Here is an 18,137-nt window from a genome sequence, read left to right on the forward strand (position 1 = left end):
TCCTATCCGTTCACTTTGCGATAGGCCTGCATGCGCTGACCTGCGGACTGCGTGATACGGTCGAAGAGAATTGCAAGGATAACGATGGCGATACCACCAACAAGGCCCTGACCAGAGTCGTTTCTTTGCAGCCCCAGCAGCACGGTTTCACCCACACCGCGGGCACCAATCATGGATGCGATCACGACCATCGCGAGCGCCATCATCATTGTCTGGTTTACACCTTGCATGATGGAAGGCAGCGCCAACGGGATCTGCACCCCTTTCAACACCTGCCAGCGGGTAGCGCCGAACGCGCGGCTGGCCTCAACCACTTCTGAATCAACCATTCGGATACCGAGGTCGGTCAGACGGATCAGAGGCGGCGCAGCGTAAATTACGGTCGCCAGAATTGCGGGCACTTTACCAAGGCCAAACAGCATGGCCGCTGGAATGAGGTACACAAAGCTTGGAATCGTCTGCATGAGGTCGAGCACGGGGTTCAAACCGGCGCGGAAGCGCTCGGACCGTGACGCCAATACACCTGCCGGAATGCCAATCATCACAGAAAGAGCAACCGAGACCAGCATGATAGCGATGGTCTGCATGGCCTGCTCCCACAGCCCCAACGCGCCTACCAGCCACATAGCAACAACCATTCCGATGGTCAGTCCAATGCGGCGGCTGGCAGCGTAGGTAAGCAACGCAACGCACAGCAAGACAACAACAGGATCGGCGGAGCGCAAGAAACGCTCGAGCTGAACCAAGAAGAACAGGATGAAGTTCGAGAAGGCCTCAAAGCCGTCTCCGTAATTTATGACCAAATAGTCTACAAAATTGTTGGTCGCAACACGTATGGGTCTTCCGATATCTGGGAATAGGACGGAGTCCATAATTTCCTCTCACAGTTATTAATAGAAGAGCACGGGTCAGCCCGTGCTCCGCGCACTCAGGGCCGCAGCCAACTACTGCTTCAAAGCAGCATCGACGTTTGCGGCAACATCCTCAGGAACCCATGCAGTCCACAGGTCCCTATTCTGCTTAAGAAACTCAATCGCGGCATCATCAGTGGTGCCACCCGTGTCCTGCATGTAGGCCAGGGCGCCAGACACAATTGCGCTGCTTGTCTCATAAGCTGTCAAAAACTCCACGAGGTCGGGTGCCTCCTTGGAGAACTCGGTATTCACGTAAACATGAGCCGGATTTAGCGGATAAGCGGTGGCTTCAGTGACCTTGGTTGGGTCGTTTTCATCCGTCACGGCCTGCCAGATTGCTTCATCAAAAGCGGGTTCTTCCAGCTCGACGACCTGATCACCAATCTTGCCCATTACCCACGTCGGCCCCCAGTAGAAGAAGACGATTGGGCGCTGGCGCTTGATGTTTGACTCAATGGCAGCTGCAAGTGCTGCGCCTGTGCCAGGGCGAAAGTTAACGAAGTGGTCGTTCAGTTGATAAGCATTGAGCTTCTTGGTGTTGTAAACCTCACAAGCCCATCCTGCGATACAGTTGTAGAACCGCCCTTTTCCCGGCTCTTCCGGGTCTTCAAACAGATGCTTGTACTTCGGCAGGTCGAAAACGGTCTTCAAACCTTTCGCAGGCGCGTCGTCGCCCTCAACCATGTACTTGGGAACATACCAAGCCTGCTTTGCGTCCGGGAAGTTGATGCCGAGATCAACAAAGTCCCCGCGCTCCTGTCCCTTTGTCAGGGCCTCGGAAACGTTTTTCGGCCAAATCTCCATGGTGATGTCGACATCGCCCCGGGCCATGCCGTTAACGAGCGGAATGCTGGACCCTGGGATGATATCGGTCTCACAGCCATACCCATGTTCGATAATGTAGCCCGCTACAGAATTATGAAATGCGTTTGAATCCCAATCGAGACCCGCAAATACCACAGGGCGCTCTACTTCACAGGTGCGTTCAGCAGCAACACCCGAACCCGCCGAGAATGGCAGGGCTAACACCAATGCGGCAAATACAGCATTTACCTTTGACAACAGACCTAACTCCAATAGGAGGTTACGCACTCCATGCACCAACCTCGAAAATCCCCTGGCGCCCAAAAAAGGTCACCTATTCGTTGCACAGCACCTGAGGTGCATGCTTGTCATTGTACGCGGCACAAGCAGACCTCCCAAAGCAGAGACCCAAACAAGTGTGCGAACAGGGCGTCTCATCCCCTGACAGCCCTAACTCTACCACACCTGAGGGGGTAGCCCTCAGGTGAAATCCTTTAAAAGTTGTCGTCTAGAGCGCCGCATCAACCCGCGTAGCTACGTCCTCTGGAACCCAACCTGTCCATAGTTCTTTGTTCTTGCGAAGAAAATCAGCTGCTGCATCGTCAGATGAACCGCCCGTTTCCTGCATGTATGCAAGTGCTTCAGAAACAATTGCGCTGTTCGTATCGTACGCGGTCAGGAACGCGCTCAGCTTCGGCGCAGCCTCGTTGAACTCCGTGTTCACGAAGATGTGGGCAGCAGACATCGGATATTCCGTCGCCTCAGTCACCTGAGACGGGTCGCTCTCTTCTGTAACGCTCTGCCAAATGGCCTCGTCAAAAGCTGGCTCTTCCAGCGCAACCACTTGATCGCCAACCTTGCCCATGACCCATGTCGGGCCCCAGTAGTAAAACAGGATCGGCTTTTCGCGCAGAATGTTGGATTCAATGGCGGAGGCCAAGGCCGCGCCTGTACCACTGCGGAAGTTTACAAAATCTTCCGTCAGCCCATAGGCATGCAGCTTCTTGGTATTGAACACCTCACAAACCCAGCCTGCAATGCAGTTATAGAACCGGCCTTTTCCAGGCTCTTCTGGGTCCGTAAACACCTCTTTGTACTTAGGCAGGTCATAGACGGACTTCAGTCCCTTGGCTGGAGCATCTTCGCCTTCAACCAGATACTTTGGCACATACCACGCCTGTGTCGCATCCGGGAAGTTTACGCCAAGATCAACAAACGCGTTCGCGTCCAGCCCCTTCTGCAGCGCATCAGAAACGTTGGTTGGCCAGATTTCCATGTGTACGTCAACATCGCCGCGAGCCAACCCGTTGATCAACGGAATGTTTGAACCCGGAATGATGTCAGTCTCACACCCGTATCCATTTTCCAGGATGAAGCTGGCAACCGAATTGTGAAAAGCGCTGGAGTCCCAATCAAGCCCAGCAAATACAACCGGGCGATCAATCTCACAAACTGGCTCCGCGGCAACTGCAATCGATCCACTGACCGGCACAGCAAAAGCTAAGGCGGCAATCGCAACATTGAATTTTCGCAAGAGATACTCTCCCATAAACGGGGATGCAAGGATACCGGCGTTTCCAAATAGTGTGCCGGTATTAGCTACACAGACTGAGCCAACGCCCACGACAAATTGCATCGGACAAATAGACCTTTTGCGGCCGAGTTCACCCAACGACGGCCGAGAGCATAGTTTATGTTATCGATATGTCAAGGTATAACATCAGAGCAACATGAAGGACCTCAGCCCAGGCCAGTTAATACATTGCTACTACACCCCACATCACTACGATATACTGCAATAGAATTGGAAATACTGATTTAAGATGCCTTTAAACGAAACCTTCAAGTCATCGCATCGTAAACCGCACCACAACATCTAGCTTTAGTTGACGGCAGACAGCCTTCTTCCCCCAACCACGGAGGTGTACCTAAGGCACGCGGTTTCCCTTAGAAGGGCCTCGCAGTAAAATCTTAGTCGGCGATCGCATCTTCAAATGTGCGCAGACCCGGGCGAGGAGAGTTTACCAACACGGCCATGTTGCCCGGCATGTGCTGGTTCTTCCACATTTTGGTGTGCGCCTTGGGAATATCTTCCCAACTGAAAACTTCACTCATGCAGGGGTCTATGCGCCGGTCGATCACAAACTGGTTCGCCTCGCTGGCTTGCTTGAGGTGAGCAAAGTGCGAGCCTTGAATGCGCTTTTGGCGCATCCAGACATATCTGGCGTCGAAGGTGAGGTTGAAACCAGTGGTGCCAGCGCAAAACACCACCATGCCGCCCCGCTTGACCACCATTGTAGATACTGGAAATGTCATCTCGCCGGGGTGTTCAAAGACCAGGTCTACGTCGTTGCCTTTGCCGGTTACAGCCCAGATGGCTTTGCCAAAACGGCGGGCTTCGCTCTGCCAGTTTTCAAAGTCCTCAGAGTTCACCGTTGGCAAACGCCCCCAGCAATTAAAGTTCTTTCGGTTGATCACCGCACGGGCCCCAAGCGACATGACGTAGTCGCGCTTGTCTTCGTCAGAAATGATGCCGATGGGATTTGCGCCCGCAGCAGCCGCAAGCTGAACACCGAACACACCAAGACCACCTGAAGCACCCCAAATGAGCACATTCTGCCCCGGCTTCAGAATATGCGGCGCATGGCCGAACAACATGCGATAGGCCGTCGCAAGTGTGAGTGTGTAGCAAGCAGATTCCTCCCAGGTCAGGTGACGCGGTCGATCCATAAGCTGCTGAGCCTGCACCCGCGTGAACTGCGCAAACGAACCATCCGGTGTCTCATACCCCCAAATCCGCTGACTGGCGGAAAACATAGGATCGCCTCCATTGCAATCCTCATCATCGCCATCATCCTGATTGCAGTGTACGACCACTTCATCGCCCACTTTCCAGCGGCGCACCTTGGAGCCAACAGCCCAGACAATGCCTGCTGCATCCGATCCGGCCACATGGTAAGGCATCTGATGGCCGTCCAACGGCGACATGGGTTCACCCAGCGAAGCCCAGATACCGTTGTAGTTGACGCCAGCCGCCATCACGAGAACAAGCACTTCATGGCTGTCCAGTTTCCATGTAGGGATCACCTCTTTCACCATGGCGTCTTCAGGCGCACCATGCCGCTCCTTGCGGATGGTCCAGGCGTACATGTTCTTGGGAACGTGGCCGAGAGGCGGTATCTCACCAATCTCATAGAGGTCTTTGAGTTCCCCTGCAGCCTCATCAAGGCTCGCAGGATCGACATTCGCAATTGAACTCATGGTTTCCTCCTCACTCGCTACATGCGTCCAGAGATGGATCCGCGCATGAACACCCTACGCCAGCCATATTGCGACGCAATATTCATTTTTTGAGGACGAGGGCATAACCAGAGTATCGGACCGGAGGAGAGCCCGTGCCTATGATACTATTGCTTAGGTTCGCTAGTCAGTTTGCAGCATGCTGCACCACGATAACGCAGGGCAGCACACCTTTTCGCTCGAAGAAGCCCACGTGGGGCAGCCTCAATCTTCTCAGTTGGTCGGGTCTACTGGATGCGGAACGCGGAATGCAATCGCAATACGGTTCCAGACATTGATCGTGCCGATGGCGACGGTCAGTTTTGTGATTTCGTCCTCTGAGAAGAAAGGCTTCAACATCTCATAGTGCGCGTCCGGCGCACCACTCTCTGAAACAGTGGTAAGCGACTCTGTCCACGCAAGAACAGCGCGCTCCCGTTCGTCATAAAGAGGAGATTCTTGCCAAGCCGAGATGAGCGCGATCCACTGCTCTCCAAGCCCATCTTTACGCGCTTCCTTCACATGCATATCAATGCAGAACGCGCATCCATTGATTTGAGAAGCTCGAATTTTCAAGAGATGGAGAAGACGAGGATCAAGGCCGGCCTCTTTGGAGACGAACTGCTCCAAAGCCCAAACGGCCTTGAATGAATCTGGCGAAGCCTTCATGTAGTCAATCCGGGGTTCCATCGGCATTCCTTTTCTTCCTCATTGGATTGTTAAGACTGGGTGCGAACATTCGCATCCAGAAAAGCGCAGCTTCGGGCAGCCAACGAGCCATCATCGTCTTTGGTCACTTGTGCCAGAAGATCCGCAATCGTCACTTGTCTCAACTCGGCGCGATATGCCCTCTCAGCACGCAACATGGCGGCATTGATCTGGCACGGCGCAGAATAATACTTCTCAGGCAGAGGGTTGGGGCCGTTTCGCCGAATTTCCTTGCAGCGAAACGCTGGCTCTGGACCTTCAACCGCAAGAACAACATCCAACAGGGATATCTCTTTCGGGGTTTTGGCGAGGTGATACCCCCCTTTGGGCCCTGGAACTGTTGCAACAATCCCGGCTCGAGACAGCGCCTGCAGGTGCTTCAAAAGATAGCTGGGAGAGATACCGTGAAACTCTGCCAAGGCGGCAGCAGAAAGCACCTGTCCTTTCTCCAGCCCCGCGAGCATCGCAACAGAATGGATGGCCTGTTCAACACCGTCCCCAAACTTCATGTTCAACTCCTCTGCAATTCATGGATATTTTTTATCCGTGATTCGATATTTATTCAAGCTAAAAAGTGGACCGCAGAAACTTGCGCCTTTTGGGCAGATCCAATCTGCCGAAAAATGACGCTACACTGGTGCAAGTGAACGGAGGAGAGATCAATGACGCCAGATAGCGAAACCACTCGGTCGAAAGATAGGCCCTGGATGTTTCGCACCTACGCCGGTCACTCCACTGCAAAAGAGAGCAACGCCCTTTACCGGCGCAATCTGGCAAAGGGACAAACAGGTCTTTCCATCGCCTTCGACCTGCCCACCCAACTCGGTTATGACCCTGATGATCCACGCGCCGCTGGTGAAGTTGGCAAGGTAGGTGTGCCCGTAGCCCACTTGGGAGACATGCGGGCCCTGTTCGACGCCATTCCCCTTGACCAGATGAACACCTCCATGACCATCAACGCCACCGCGCCTTGGCTGCTGGCGCTTTACGTGGCCTTGGCAGATGAGCAGGGCGTTGCCCGAGATGCCCTGAGTGGCACGACGCAAAACGACATCATCAAGGAGTACCTCTCCAGAGGAACTTATGTGTACCCGCCTGCGCCGTCACTGCGGCTCACCACCGATGTGATCTCGTGGACCTACGCAAACATGCCAAAATGGAACCCCATGAATGTGTGTTCCTATCATCTGCAGGAAGCAGGCGCGACACCCGTTCAGGAGCTTTCCTTCGCACTGGCAACTGCAATAGCGGTGCTCGATCACCTCAAGGCGTCCGGGACTGTCCCTGAAGCAGAATTTCCGATGGTGGTGGGCCGCATGTCGTTTTTTGTAAACGCTGGCATGCGCTTCATCACTGAGATGTGCAAGATGCGCGCCTTTACCGAACTTTGGGATGAAATTTGCCTGACGCGCTATGGCGTGAACGAGGAAAAGTACCGCCGTTTCCGCTATGGCGTTCAGGTCAACTCGCTGGGCCTGACTGAGCAGCAACCGGAAAACAACGTCTACCGCATCCTTATCGAGATGATGGCTGTTGTACTCTCGAAAAATGCGCGCGCACGTGCAGTGCAGCTGCCCGCATGGAATGAAGCTCTTGGCTTGCCACGCGCTTTCGATCAGCAATGGTCGCTTCGGATGCAGCAAATCATGGCCTATGAAACCGACCTTCTGGAATACGCCGACATTTTTGATGGCTCCACCGAGATTACGAGAAAAGTTGAGGCACTCAAGTCAGAGGCGCGCGAAGAACTTCAACGCATTGAAGAGATGGGCGGCGCGGTAAAGGCAATTGAGACAGCCTACATGAAGCGACAGCTGGTGGAGGCAAATGGCGCCAGAGTAGAACAGATCGAGAGCGGCGATCAGGTCGTTGTTGGCGTAAACCGCTGGACCGAAACCGAGCCCTCTCCGCTTACTGTCAACAACAGCGAAAACATCCTCAGCGTCTCTCGGGAGGTTGAAGCAGAAGCCATCGCAAACCTTCAAGCATGGCGTGCCACACGCGACGAGCGAAGGGTGCAAGAAACACTCGCCGCGCTAAAAACAGCAGCTTCACGCGGTCAAAACATCATGCCCCCGTCCATTGACTGCGCCAAGGCTGGCGTCACAACAGGGGAATGGGGCTTTGCTCTGCGCAGTGTCTTCGGAGAGTATCGTGCTCCCACCGGGGTTAGCACTGCAATGCGCAACGACACCAGCGGGCTTGAGGGGATCAAGGCGCGGGTCGATGCGCTATCCATGAAATTGGGACGCAGAGTTAAGATACTTGTTGGGAAGCCGGGGCTCGATGGCCATTCTAACGGCGCGGAGCAGATCGCCGCGCGGGCGCGCGACTGCGGCATGTCGGTCGTCTACGAAGGCATTCGCCTGACACCTGCACAGATTGCCGAAGCCGCAGAAAAAGAACGGGTGGATGTCATCGGACTGTCTGTGCTCTCCGGCTCTCACGGAGCGCTCATGGACGGAATACTTGCAGCGCTGCTAGACCGGAACCTTAAGGATGTACCTATCATTCTAGGCGGCATCATCCCGCCAGAAGACGCAGCAGTCCTCAAAAAGAAGGGTGTTGAGGCGGTCTACACGCCAAAGGACTTTCACATTACGGAAATCATATCCGACATTGTCGCTCTCATAGAACGCAAACAAGGCTGAGCGTCACACCTACCAATGCCGGTAGTAATAGCGCCGCTTGTAATACCTTTTACGCCATGGATTGTGGCGCCGGTAATAAAGCGGCGTTCCGAACCCAAACTGATAACTGTAATAGGGCGTCACAGGCACGGGCTGCACATAGATGCGAGGCTGTACAAAAGTGCGCGGCAAGGGTCCGGATTTCAGATAGCGACCATACACCCAACCGCGGACTCCCCGAAAAGACACATCACACCACCTACTGCGCAAACAGCGGTGCACGACAGCCACACCGGTCTGAGGTACTTGCAACAGGATTGGAAACTGCGTGCCGGGTCCAGTACGCATGTTGACGCGCGTGGTGGCATAGGCGGTCCAGGAAGCATAGGCCGACACCTGCGCAAACATAATCATCCCGACAATCAAGCCAGAGGCGAGCAACAGAATGCGTTTCATGAGCCATCTCCATGTCTCATGCCCGAACGGTTGAACTGCACCCCGGTTCAAAGCTACTTGATGTTGCCCGCCCCCTCCCGATCGGCATTAGGAGAGTTTGGGTCAGCGCGATTGCCAAACGGAATGACAAGCGGAGTTCCATCATTCTTTGGCTTGGGAATGCCCACCACCTCAGGCGGCTTTCGGTTGGGAACAGTCGCATCAGGATAGGCACCAACAGGTCGGTCGCTGGCCGGTCCCAGCGCCTCGGGATAGGCGCCCAACGGCGCATTAAAGCTCGAGGACCCACCAGAACCGTAACTGGGCGTGAACCCGCCGCCTGCGGGCCCAACCGGTGAGCTTGGCATCTGTGCCCAACTGGCTGAGGCCAGCACGCTCAGAGCAAACGAGATGCTTAAAACTCTTGAAACTCCCAATGGTTTGGGCATCGTCCCCTCCTAGGGATCTTATTGTTTAGACCAAGTGTATCGAAGACCCCATTTTTTCGCTAGTAAAACACTTGTGCATTGGGTTAACAGCCCATTGAGCCCGCGCGACGGCATATCCATATGCGGGGCTCAAACGTCCGTCCCTTCAGAACCACCGGAACGCCAAGCCCGCCATGAGCAACAGACTGAAAATCGTCACCTGGAACATCAACTCGGTGCGCCTGCGCCTGCCAATCGTTGAGAAAATGCTGCTGGACCACGCACCGGATGTGTTGTGCCTTCAGGAAACCAAATGTCCAGATGGCAGCTTCCCGTCTGCCGCACTGGAGAAACTGGGCTACCGTCACATCGAGTTTCATGGCCAAAAGGGCTACCACGGCGTAGCCTTGATTTCCCGCGTTCCTCTCGAAAACGTGGAGCGTCGAGAGTTCTGTGGCATGGGCGATACCCGCCACATTGCGGCTGACATCGCGTTCAACGGCAGCTCATTCCGCCTGCACAATTTTTATGTACCAGCGGGCGGCGACATTCCAGATCCCGAACTGAACGACAAGTTTGCGCACAAGCTCAAGTTCCTGGATGAAATGGAAGGCTGGTTCTCCACCTTTGAAGGTGAATCCATTGTAGTTGGAGATCTCAACATCGCGCCCTATGAGACAGACGTCTGGTCTCACAAGCAACTGCTGAAAGTGGTGTCCCACACCCCACTGGAGTGTGAACGGCTCGAAGCGGTTCGCAACGCTGGCAAATATGTAGACACCATGCGCAAGCACATACCGATGGAAGAAAAGGTCTACACGTGGTGGAGCTACCGCGCCAAGGATTGGTCCAAGGCCGACAAGGGTCGCCGTCTGGACCATGTATGGATGACCGCAGGCACCGCGAACCACACCAAGGATGTCACCGTTATGCGTGACGCGCGCGGCTGGGAAAAACCATCGGATCACGCACCGGTGGTTGCCGTTCTCGAAGCTTGAGTTTTATTGAAGGCCCGGCAAACCTCCGGGCCTTTCATTTGCCTGCCACTCTTGATCCCCATAGGCGCTTGGGGGTAAAGGATGCCCAAGGAACAACCAAAAAGAACGAGACGCATGCGCGGCTACTTTGCAGTGGGCTCTGAAGGCCTGTCTAAAACCATGAACCTCGGCACCTTGATGCGCACCGCTCATGCATTCGGCGCCAGTTACTTTTTCTCCGTTGATGCGGATCCGCGACTTGGTAAGGCCATGAAAGCCGACACCTCCAAAAGCCCGGACCACCTGCCCTACTTTGCATGGTCATCACCGGAAGAAATGATATTTCCGCGTGGCTGCAAACTGATTGGCGTGGAGCTGACTGACGACGCAGTGGAGCTGCCAAGCTTCGGTCACCCTTTGCAGGCGGCTTACATTTTGGGGCCTGAGCGTGGTTCTCTGTCGCCGCAGATGCAAGAACGCTGCGACTTCATGGTGAAAATCCCAACCAAGTTTTGCGTAAACATCGGCATCGCGGCCGGCATCGTGCTCTATGACCGCTTCAAGGTTCATGGCAAGTATGCGGAGCGCTCGCTTACCGCAGGTGCCCCCAAGGACCCCATGCTTGAGCATGTTCACGGCGCTCCCTTGTTTCGCACCGGGCGAAAAGTGCCGGGAACCAGCTGAATTAAGCGTGATTCGAGCGTGGAAATGCAGCTTTCCACGCACATCAACCAAATTCACAGGCGCTCGCATGCCGGAAAAACAGCCTGCCGTACACGCGCATTCCCAAACGGCACCTCTTTTGACTTAAACGGCAATACCCGCCTGAATTGTAGAGGCTTTCTGTGCTGGCTTACGGTTTTCCGTAGCATGAACAGGGTATCGGCCCAGCTCCAAAGCCTTCCTGAAAACGCGCCAGATACATCGGTATCAGCGCAGTTTTGCGCTCTGAAGCAGGACGTGGCGCCGGCTCGTCGCCGTCAAAAACGGACCCATTTTTTTTGACGGATAAGGAGTTACACGAAGTCTTGCCCGGGCCTCTGCGGATTGTCTGGAGGACAATGCAACCACGCCACACTGTCGCCAAGTTTATGCTGCCAGCGTAACGCTAGAAATCACAGTGTTTTAAGTTTCCACGACAGGCTAAGGGTCTTCAACCCTTTAGTAACCATCTTTAAGGTAACCTTAAAACTAAGTTTATGGTGTGTTTCATGCGCGCACCAAATGTTGAGCAGCGCAAACGAAGCGGTTTGGAGAAGATGCAAGCACGTATCCTGATCACTGCCATTATGGCTCTAGGTATCTCTGGCGCAGCGGCCCATGCGCAGTCAGCCAATCTGGTTAAACAGAACCGGGACTGGGGTGCTTACACGTTTAGCGGTCAGAACGGCAAAATCTGCTACGCGGTATCAAAGCCAACGCAGCTGTTGCCCACGGACCGTAACCACGGCGACGTATTTTTCTTCGTCTCGACCCGCCCTAACGAGCAGGTCAACAACGAACCAAGCGTCATTGTAGGTTACAATTTCCGTGAAGGCTCCACTGTGACAGCAAACGTGGACGGCACCACATTCACAATGTTTACCAAGGGCGACGGCGCTTGGGTGCAGAACGCTGCAGAAGAGCAGCGTCTGATAAACGCTATGAAAGCCGGTCGAGAAATGACCATTTCCGGTGTATCCGGACGCGGCACTCAGACCACATACAAGTTCTCTTTGAGCGGCATTACAGCTTCCATCAATGATGCGAATGCGGCTTGCCGTTAAACACTAGGTATTGGCAGAGGCAAAACGGGCAGACGCGATTTTCTGATTTATATTCTCAAACAGAAACTTAGCAAAACTCGGCGCACGATTTGGGCTTTAAACCATCAAAAGCCCTTTCAACCTCCGCAAATTCAGGTATAACGACGCCTAACGGGCGGTGGCGAAAACGCTGCCGCCCATTATATTTGCAAGGAACGCAGAGCGCGCCGCACATTGCGAGCAGCTGCGCTGCAAACGACAATAAACGAGCTTAAAGAGTAGACCCCATGGCGATTTCGCTGGACATCGCGCACAAGCATAGCGACCCACTCATCAAGATTGCTGCGGTAGACGACGAAGCTGTGGCCAAATCTGCCGATGAGAAACCAACCCTGATCGGCTTGGACAGGACGGACCTCGGCAAGGCGCTGGAAGCGGTCGGCGTAGCCCCGAAGCAGGTGCGCATGCGTGTCAACCAGCTTTGGCATTGGCTCTATGTTCGCGGCATTTCCGACTTCGACAAGATGACGAACGTCTCAAAAGAGCTGCGTAATCGCCTGAAGTTCGCTTACACCATTGCCCGCCCTGAAATCGTCAGTGAACAGGTTTCTGTAGACGGCACCCGCAAATGGCTATTCCGTTTCCCCTCCCGCGGCGCTGGTAAGCCCGTGGAAGTAGAGACAGTTTACATCCCGGAGGAAGACCGCGGCACGCTCTGCATTTCCTCTCAGGTCGGCTGCACCCTCACTTGCACTTTCTGTCATACCGGCACACAGAAGCTGGTACGCAATCTGACTGCTGAGGAAATTCTCTCCCAGCTCCTCATTGCCAAAGACCGCCTCAACGACTTTCCTGACGCGGATGCCCCGGAAGGTGCGCTGGAGAACAACTCCAACCGCCGCCGCATCACCAATATTGTAATGATGGGCATGGGTGAGCCGCTCTACAACTTCGAGAGTGTCAAGAAGGCACTGTTGATTGCGTCTGACGGCGACGGCCTGTCGCTTTCAAAGCGCCGCATCACTCTTTCAACTTCCGGCGTTGTTCCAATGATCGAGCGAACCGGTGACGAAATCGGTTGCATGCTGGCGATCTCTCTCCACGCCGTCAATGATGAGCTGCGCGACGAGATTGTACCAATCAACCGCAAGTACAAGCTGGAACAGCTGCTTGACGCCTGCCGCAACTATCCGGGCCTGTCCAACGCCAAGCGTATCACCTTTGAATACGTGATGCTGAAGGGCGTTAATGACAGTCTCGACGATGCCAAGAAACTGGTGAAGCTGCTCCAAGGCATTCCGGCGAAAATCAACCTTTTGCCATTCAACCCATGGCCGGGCTCGCCCTATGAGTGCTCAGAGTGGGAACAGATTGAAGCGTTTGCTGATGTTGTTAATCGTGCAGGCTATGCGTCCCCAATCCGCACCCCGCGCGGCCGGGACATCTTCGCGGCTTGTGGCCAGCTGAAGTCCGCGTCCGAACGTCTTCGCAAGACTGAGCGCGAAGCACTCGAAAAAGCTCAAGCGGCTGGCGAAGCCTAAGCTTTTCTTAGACAATGCTTTCTCTCGGGCGTGCAAAACGCTCGCCCGAGATCTCCCCCTTTTCTCCGCTCTCCCCGCTGGACATTCAGGCATGAACTTGCGATCTGTTTTGCAGCAGGGGTTCGGCACTCTTGAAAGTTGCGCGGAGCGCCTGCTCAGACCAACAAAATTTGGGGCATGAGATGGTCGATAGCAGCAAACTTTTTTTCCAGCTAATGAGGATAATCTGCGGGTTCATCGCCGCAGTGATCGCTGCTGGCCTGTTTTTCTCATGGGGCTATTTCCGCGCCAGCGGTCCGGACACAGACCCAATTGGTTTTATCGCCATGATGGGCTCAACCGTCGTCTCTGCCAGTATGATCGGCTCCCTCGCCCTGATTCCGGCCGTATTTGCCGTCGGCTTTGCTGAGACAATGCGCTGGAAAGGTGTTGTCTATCATGTGGGCGCAGCTGGCCTTATCGCCTTGGCCATCTGGTCCATAGGCGATCAACTGCCCTCTGATGGAACATCGCTTGCCCTTCGCCCGGGCTCATCCATTGTCACATCTGCAGGCTTCATCGCAGGCTTTGCTTACTGGCTGGTCGCCGGACGCAAGTCCGGATGCTGGTGGATTGGTCAGCAAAACGATCAAAACCGCCACCCGCGCTAGCATCCGCTGTTCATGAACTGGGCGGAAGACCAGAAACTGACCTCTGCAACACGATACCCGCGTGACAGGAATTGGCCGATCTATTCGCCCAGAGCGGCCAATTCTCAAGTTCATCAAATTTTAGCGGTCCTTTAGCAGCCGAAGAGCGTTTGCAACCACGACCAGCGTGGCGCCCACATCTCCCAGAATGGCCGCCCATAGGCTGGAAAGACCCAGCGCTGTCAACACGACCAGCGAGCCTTTCACCACGAAAGCAAACGCTATGTTCTGACGGATGATTGCAAGCGTTCGCTTTGAATGACCTATCAGCCATGGCAAGCGCGACAAGTCATCCTTCATCAAGGCGATATCCGCGGTTTCAATGGCGGCGTCAGAGCCGATAGCGCCCATGGCGACCCCAAAGTTCGCCCGAGCCATGGCCGGAGCATCGTTGACGCCATCGCCAATCATCGCGACAATTGAATGCGTGCGTTCCAACTCTTCGACTGCCGCCACCTTGTCTTCCGGCAGGAGTTCGGCGCGCACTTCATCAATGCCGACGGCCTTCGCCACTTTCTCGGCTGTCGCCTTGTTGTCGCCAGTCAACATGACGAGCTTCTGAACGCCAGCGTCATGGAGGTCCTTGACCAAGGCAGCCGCAGTCTCGCGGATCTTGTCCGAAAGAGCAATTACCCCACAAACATGGTGATCCGTTCCAACCAGAACCACGGTCTTGCCATCAGCTTCAAGTTCGGCAGCGAGCGTATTGGCTTCTCCAATGTCGAAACGCTTTTCCTGCAGGAAGCGGCGCGATCCGAGCCAGTAGGTCTTGCCATCCCGCTGACCCAACAAACCACGCCCCGGCAACAGTTCCACGTTTTCGGCGGGCTCGTACTCGACGCCCTCCTCATTTGCGCATTCCGCTATGGCCTGCGCAAGGGGATGGGAACTGCGCGCCTCCAGTGACGCTGCTCTTCGCAGCAATTCATGCACGCCATGGCCGTTCAGCGGCACGATATCAGTGACCGTTGGTCGTCCCTCAGTAATCGTTCCGGTCTTGTCAAAGGCAAGCGCTGTAAGGTGCGCGGGCAGTTCCAGGTAAACACCACCCTTGATGAGCACGCCATTGCGGGCAGCAGAGGTGAGCCCTGCCACGATTGAAACAGGTGTTGAAATAACCAATGCACAGGGGCAGGCAATCACGAGCAGAACAAGCGCGCGGTAAAACCACTCCTCCCACGAGGTGCCAAACAGCACTGGCGGCGCAACCGCCATCAAAAGCGCAAGCACCATGACAGCCGGGGTATAAACTCGAGCAAATTTGTCTACCCATTGCTCAGCTGCCGCACGTCGCCCTTGAGCATCGCTCACCATGCGAATGATGCGCGCCAGCATGGTATCGTCTGCGCCCTTGGTAGCTTCAACCTCAAAGGTGCCTTCACCATTGATCGTGCCAGCATAAACGTCCGCACCGACTTCCTTCATCACGGGCACGCTTTCACCTGTGATCGGAGCCTGATCCACGCTGCCGATGCCTGACCGAACGACGCCATCCAGAGGAATGCGGTCTCCGCCGCGCACCACAAAAACCGTCCCTGGCACAACGGACTTGACGTCCACTACGTCTTCCCGACCATCAGAGTGCTTAATGCGTACAGTGCTTGGCGCAATATCCATCAAGGCGGCAACAGCCTTGCGGGCCCGCCCGACACTCCAGCTCTCCAGATACAGCGATAGAGAGAACAGGAAGGCGACTGTTGCCCCTTCAAACCACTCGCCAATCCCGATGGCACCAGCCACGGCCACCATCATGAGAAGGTTCATGTCCGGGCGCAGCGTTTTCAGCGCGTACCAGGCTTTGGGAGCAACCAACCGAGCACCTGCAAAAATCGCAGCAAGATAAACGATCTCAACGCCCAGTGACGGCGTGCCTGAAAGAACCTGAAGGAGGTCAGGCTGTGAACCCGATCCAAGGTACTGAACAGCCTGCAGAACAAGAGCGATCCCCCACAGGATGCCTGAGGCCAGCGTGAATGAACCAAGGCGCTTGTGCATCCGCTCTCGTGCTTCATCGGCTTCGCTGTCGACGAATGGCGTAGCCTTCATGCCTGTAGCGTTCACGGCTTTGATGATGGTTTGATCGCTAACATTGCTGGCTGTTGGTGAGACTATCATCTTGGTGTTGAGGATATCGAAGCCAAGATTGTCGGCGGATCCAACAACAGGCCCGACAGCTCGGCGCAAAATGCCGATTTCCTCCGCGCAGCACAGACCCTCTACTCGGAAAGAACGCGCCCCGTTCCAGTCTTTCACGTCCGGAAGGGCTTTTTCACCACTACAGCAGCCACAACTCTCCGAGGCTTTTATGGGTCGTGGTTCGGGTTCAGCTTCCGAACTGCAGCAGGTGTCGGCTTTCGCCCCGCCTTCTTTCGCTTCGCTGCCACTAGCCCCCTGTTCGGCGGCGTGAACATGTGCGCTGCAGCCGCAGTCAGAACCGACATGCGCGACGTGATGATGCGCACCAACATGTGCTTTAGAGCTACCACAACAGGAAGCGTGAGCCATCTTGTCAGACATCCTTTTTCTCCATGCAAATCACTTCGCACTTAGAGATAGGACCTCTAGTCGCTGTAGCTTCAACCCCTATTTGCGAAAAACTCGCAGATAAGCAATGAGCCGGATAGGAGCAGACGATTTTTAAAGCTTGCTGATGCCGTTTTTATCCGGGCATTTTTCCAACGCACCAGCCACGGTGAGACCGCCGCCAATCAGCGCATTCGGCCAGATTTCCGCCAGCGGCACCAGCACAAAAGCCCGCTCCATCATGCGCGGATGGGGCACGCTGAGAACGTCATCTTCCACTCGGGTTTCCCCATAAAGCAGAACGTCAATGTCAATGGTCCGTGGGCCCCAGCGTTCATCACGCACACGCCCAAGCTGTTTCTCGATACCAAGGCACGCCTCAAGCAGGCGCTTTGGTGACAAATGGGTTTTGACGGTAACGCAGCAGTTGCGGTAGTCGTCCTGCGGCACGGGCCCCCACGGAGGGGTGCGGTAGTCTGAGGACCTTCCCACCACCTCAATGCCCTCAAACGCAGACAGAGCTGAAATCGCCGCCTCAATGTAGGACTTGGTATCGCCCATGTTGGAGCCAAGGCCCAAGGCGGCCATCACCACATTACTCTGCATATCGCCCGCCCATTTCATTCATGGCTTGCACAATTCGCACGGCATCCGCGTGCGGTTTCACATCGTGAGCCCGCACAATTTGTGCTCCAGCCTGCAACGCCAGCACATGTACACTGAGCGACCCAAACAAGCGCTCCTCCGTCTCCACATTTAACACATGCCCCACCATGCGCTTGCGCGAGGCACCAGCCAGGACCGGACGTCCCCACTTCTTCAACGCGGAAAAGTTCTGAAGCACTTGATAGTTTTGTTCAAGGGTCTTGCCGAACCCGAACCCCGGATCGAGTATTTGGTGGTGACTGGGAATGCCCGCATCATCCGCCAACTTCAACGAGCGCTCAAAGAACCGATCAAGTTCCGAGAGGATATCAAGGGCAGGATCCGCCTCGGTCCGGTTATGCATCATGATCACCGGCACATTCGCCTCAGCCACCACGGCCGCCATATCCGGGTCTTTTTGCAGCCCCCATACATCGTTGATGATATGAGCCCCTGCGGCAACCGCCGCCCGTGCCACGCTCGCCTTGTACGTATCAATTGAAATGAGAACGCCCAGACCCTTGATGCGCTCCAGTACAGGCAGTACGCGCGACAACTCCTCATCAGCTGCCACTGGCGTCGCTCCAGGCCGCGTGCTCTCGCCCCCAACATCTAGAATGTCGGCACCTTCTGCAATCATTTGCTGAGCGTGAGCCAAAGCCTCTGCCGGGCCGTCGTGACACCCGCCATCCGAGAAACTATCCGGAGTGACATTCAAAATGCCCATCACCAGCGGGCGCTTGGAGGCCTCGAGTAAAGAACTTGAGAAAACTGCGGTCAAGGGCACCCCCGTGATCATGGCATCAGCAGCAACATTGA

General features: G+C 55.2%; 17 protein-coding genes. 6 read left to right on the forward strand and 11 right to left on the reverse strand.

From position 1 onward, the window contains the following. Positions 1 to 2: 2 nt before the first annotated feature. The 6 genes from PUV47_RS05580 to PUV47_RS05605 all read right to left on the reverse strand — a co-directional run bounded on the left by PUV47_RS05580 (position 3) and on the right by PUV47_RS05605 (position 6,214). A complete protein-coding gene (locus tag PUV47_RS05580) occupies positions 3 to 872 on the reverse strand; it encodes an ABC transporter permease (RefSeq protein ID WP_274217520.1) in 870 nt (289 codons plus the stop codon). A gap of 72 nt (positions 873 to 944) precedes the next feature. Further along, positions 945 to 1,976 carry an ABC transporter substrate-binding protein gene (locus tag PUV47_RS05585; protein WP_274217521.1) on the reverse strand — a complete coding sequence of 344 codons (1,032 nt, stop codon included), beginning with the start codon at positions 1,974 to 1,976 and terminating at the stop codon, positions 945 to 947. A 250-nt stretch (positions 1,977 to 2,226) separates the two neighbouring features. Then, the gene (locus PUV47_RS05590; RefSeq protein WP_274217522.1) at positions 2,227 to 3,252 is read right to left on the reverse strand and encodes an ABC transporter substrate-binding protein; all 1,026 of its coding nucleotides are present in this window, start codon (positions 3,250 to 3,252) and stop codon (positions 2,227 to 2,229) included. Between the two features lie 437 nt (positions 3,253 to 3,689). After that, a complete protein-coding gene (gene ccrA, locus PUV47_RS05595) occupies positions 3,690 to 4,979 on the reverse strand; it encodes a crotonyl-CoA carboxylase/reductase (RefSeq protein ID WP_274217524.1) in 1,290 nt (429 codons plus the stop codon). 252 nt (positions 4,980 to 5,231) lie between these two features. Beyond that, on the reverse strand, positions 5,232 to 5,687 hold the full coding sequence (locus tag PUV47_RS05600; protein ID WP_274218284.1) for a carboxymuconolactone decarboxylase family protein: 456 nt from the start codon (positions 5,685 to 5,687) through the stop codon (positions 5,232 to 5,234). A 29-nt stretch (positions 5,688 to 5,716) separates the two neighbouring features. Beyond that, positions 5,717 to 6,214: an RrF2 family transcriptional regulator gene (locus PUV47_RS05605; protein WP_274217525.1), complete on the reverse strand. Its 498-nt coding sequence runs from the start codon at positions 6,212 to 6,214 to the stop codon at positions 5,717 to 5,719. 153 nt (positions 6,215 to 6,367) lie between these two features. On the opposite strand from PUV47_RS05605, the gene PUV47_RS05610 reads away from it, so the two are divergent. After that, positions 6,368 to 8,356 carry a methylmalonyl-CoA mutase family protein gene (locus tag PUV47_RS05610; RefSeq protein ID WP_274217526.1) on the forward strand — a complete coding sequence of 663 codons (1,989 nt, stop codon included), beginning with the start codon at positions 6,368 to 6,370 and terminating at the stop codon, positions 8,354 to 8,356. Positions 8,357 to 8,365: 9 nt separating this feature from the next. Here the strand turns inward: PUV47_RS05610 and PUV47_RS05615 are convergent, their stop codons facing one another. Both PUV47_RS05615 and PUV47_RS05620 read right to left on the reverse strand, forming a co-directional pair. Then, on the reverse strand, positions 8,366 to 8,791 hold the full coding sequence (locus tag PUV47_RS05615; protein ID WP_274217527.1) for an SH3 domain-containing protein: 426 nt from the start codon (positions 8,789 to 8,791) through the stop codon (positions 8,366 to 8,368). A gap of 53 nt (positions 8,792 to 8,844) precedes the next feature. Continuing rightward, positions 8,845 to 9,219, reverse strand: coding sequence for a hypothetical protein (locus PUV47_RS05620; protein WP_274217528.1), 375 nt, complete (start codon positions 9,217 to 9,219; stop codon positions 8,845 to 8,847). Positions 9,220 to 9,392: 173 nt separating this feature from the next. On the opposite strand from PUV47_RS05620, the gene xth reads away from it, so the two are divergent. The 5 genes from xth to PUV47_RS05645 all read left to right on the forward strand — a co-directional run bounded on the left by xth (position 9,393) and on the right by PUV47_RS05645 (position 14,111). Next, complete coding sequence (gene xth, locus PUV47_RS05625) at positions 9,393 to 10,196, forward strand: exodeoxyribonuclease III (RefSeq protein ID WP_274217529.1); 804 nt, start codon at positions 9,393 to 9,395, stop codon at positions 10,194 to 10,196. A gap of 114 nt (positions 10,197 to 10,310) precedes the next feature. Beyond that, the gene (locus PUV47_RS05630) at positions 10,311 to 10,859 is read left to right on the forward strand and encodes an RNA methyltransferase (protein ID WP_274217530.1); all 549 of its coding nucleotides are present in this window, start codon (positions 10,311 to 10,313) and stop codon (positions 10,857 to 10,859) included. A 527-nt stretch (positions 10,860 to 11,386) separates the two neighbouring features. Next, positions 11,387 to 11,941 (forward strand): invasion associated locus B family protein, encoded by a 555-nt coding sequence (locus tag PUV47_RS05635; RefSeq protein WP_319622839.1) that lies wholly within the window; start codon positions 11,387 to 11,389, stop codon positions 11,939 to 11,941. A gap of 266 nt (positions 11,942 to 12,207) precedes the next feature. Next, complete coding sequence (gene rlmN / locus PUV47_RS05640; RefSeq protein WP_274217531.1) at positions 12,208 to 13,461, forward strand: 23S rRNA (adenine(2503)-C(2))-methyltransferase RlmN; 1,254 nt, start codon at positions 12,208 to 12,210, stop codon at positions 13,459 to 13,461. 182 nt (positions 13,462 to 13,643) lie between these two features. Next, positions 13,644 to 14,111, forward strand: coding sequence for a translation initiation factor 3 (locus PUV47_RS05645; RefSeq protein ID WP_274217532.1), 468 nt, complete (start codon positions 13,644 to 13,646; stop codon positions 14,109 to 14,111). 120 nt (positions 14,112 to 14,231) lie between these two features. Here the strand turns inward: PUV47_RS05645 and PUV47_RS05650 are convergent, their stop codons facing one another. The 3 genes from PUV47_RS05650 to folP all read right to left on the reverse strand — a co-directional run bounded on the left by PUV47_RS05650 (position 14,232) and on the right by folP (position 18,117). Beyond that, complete coding sequence (locus PUV47_RS05650) at positions 14,232 to 16,667, reverse strand: heavy metal translocating P-type ATPase (RefSeq protein ID WP_274217533.1); 2,436 nt, start codon at positions 16,665 to 16,667, stop codon at positions 14,232 to 14,234. A 120-nt stretch (positions 16,668 to 16,787) separates the two neighbouring features. Then, positions 16,788 to 17,279 (reverse strand): 2-amino-4-hydroxy-6-hydroxymethyldihydropteridine diphosphokinase, encoded by a 492-nt coding sequence (folK, locus tag PUV47_RS05655; protein ID WP_274217534.1) that lies wholly within the window; start codon positions 17,277 to 17,279, stop codon positions 16,788 to 16,790. Beyond that, positions 17,269 to 18,117, reverse strand: a complete 849-nt coding sequence (gene folP / locus PUV47_RS05660; protein WP_274218286.1) for a dihydropteroate synthase — start codon at positions 18,115 to 18,117, stop codon at positions 17,269 to 17,271. The genes folK and folP overlap by 11 nt, the downstream gene beginning before the upstream one ends. Positions 18,118 to 18,137: the final 20 nt, after the last annotated feature.

The sequence above is a fragment of the Pseudovibrio exalbescens genome, from assembly GCF_028737195.1.
Taxonomy (GTDB): Bacteria; Pseudomonadota; Alphaproteobacteria; order Rhizobiales; family Stappiaceae; genus Pseudovibrio; species Pseudovibrio zosterae.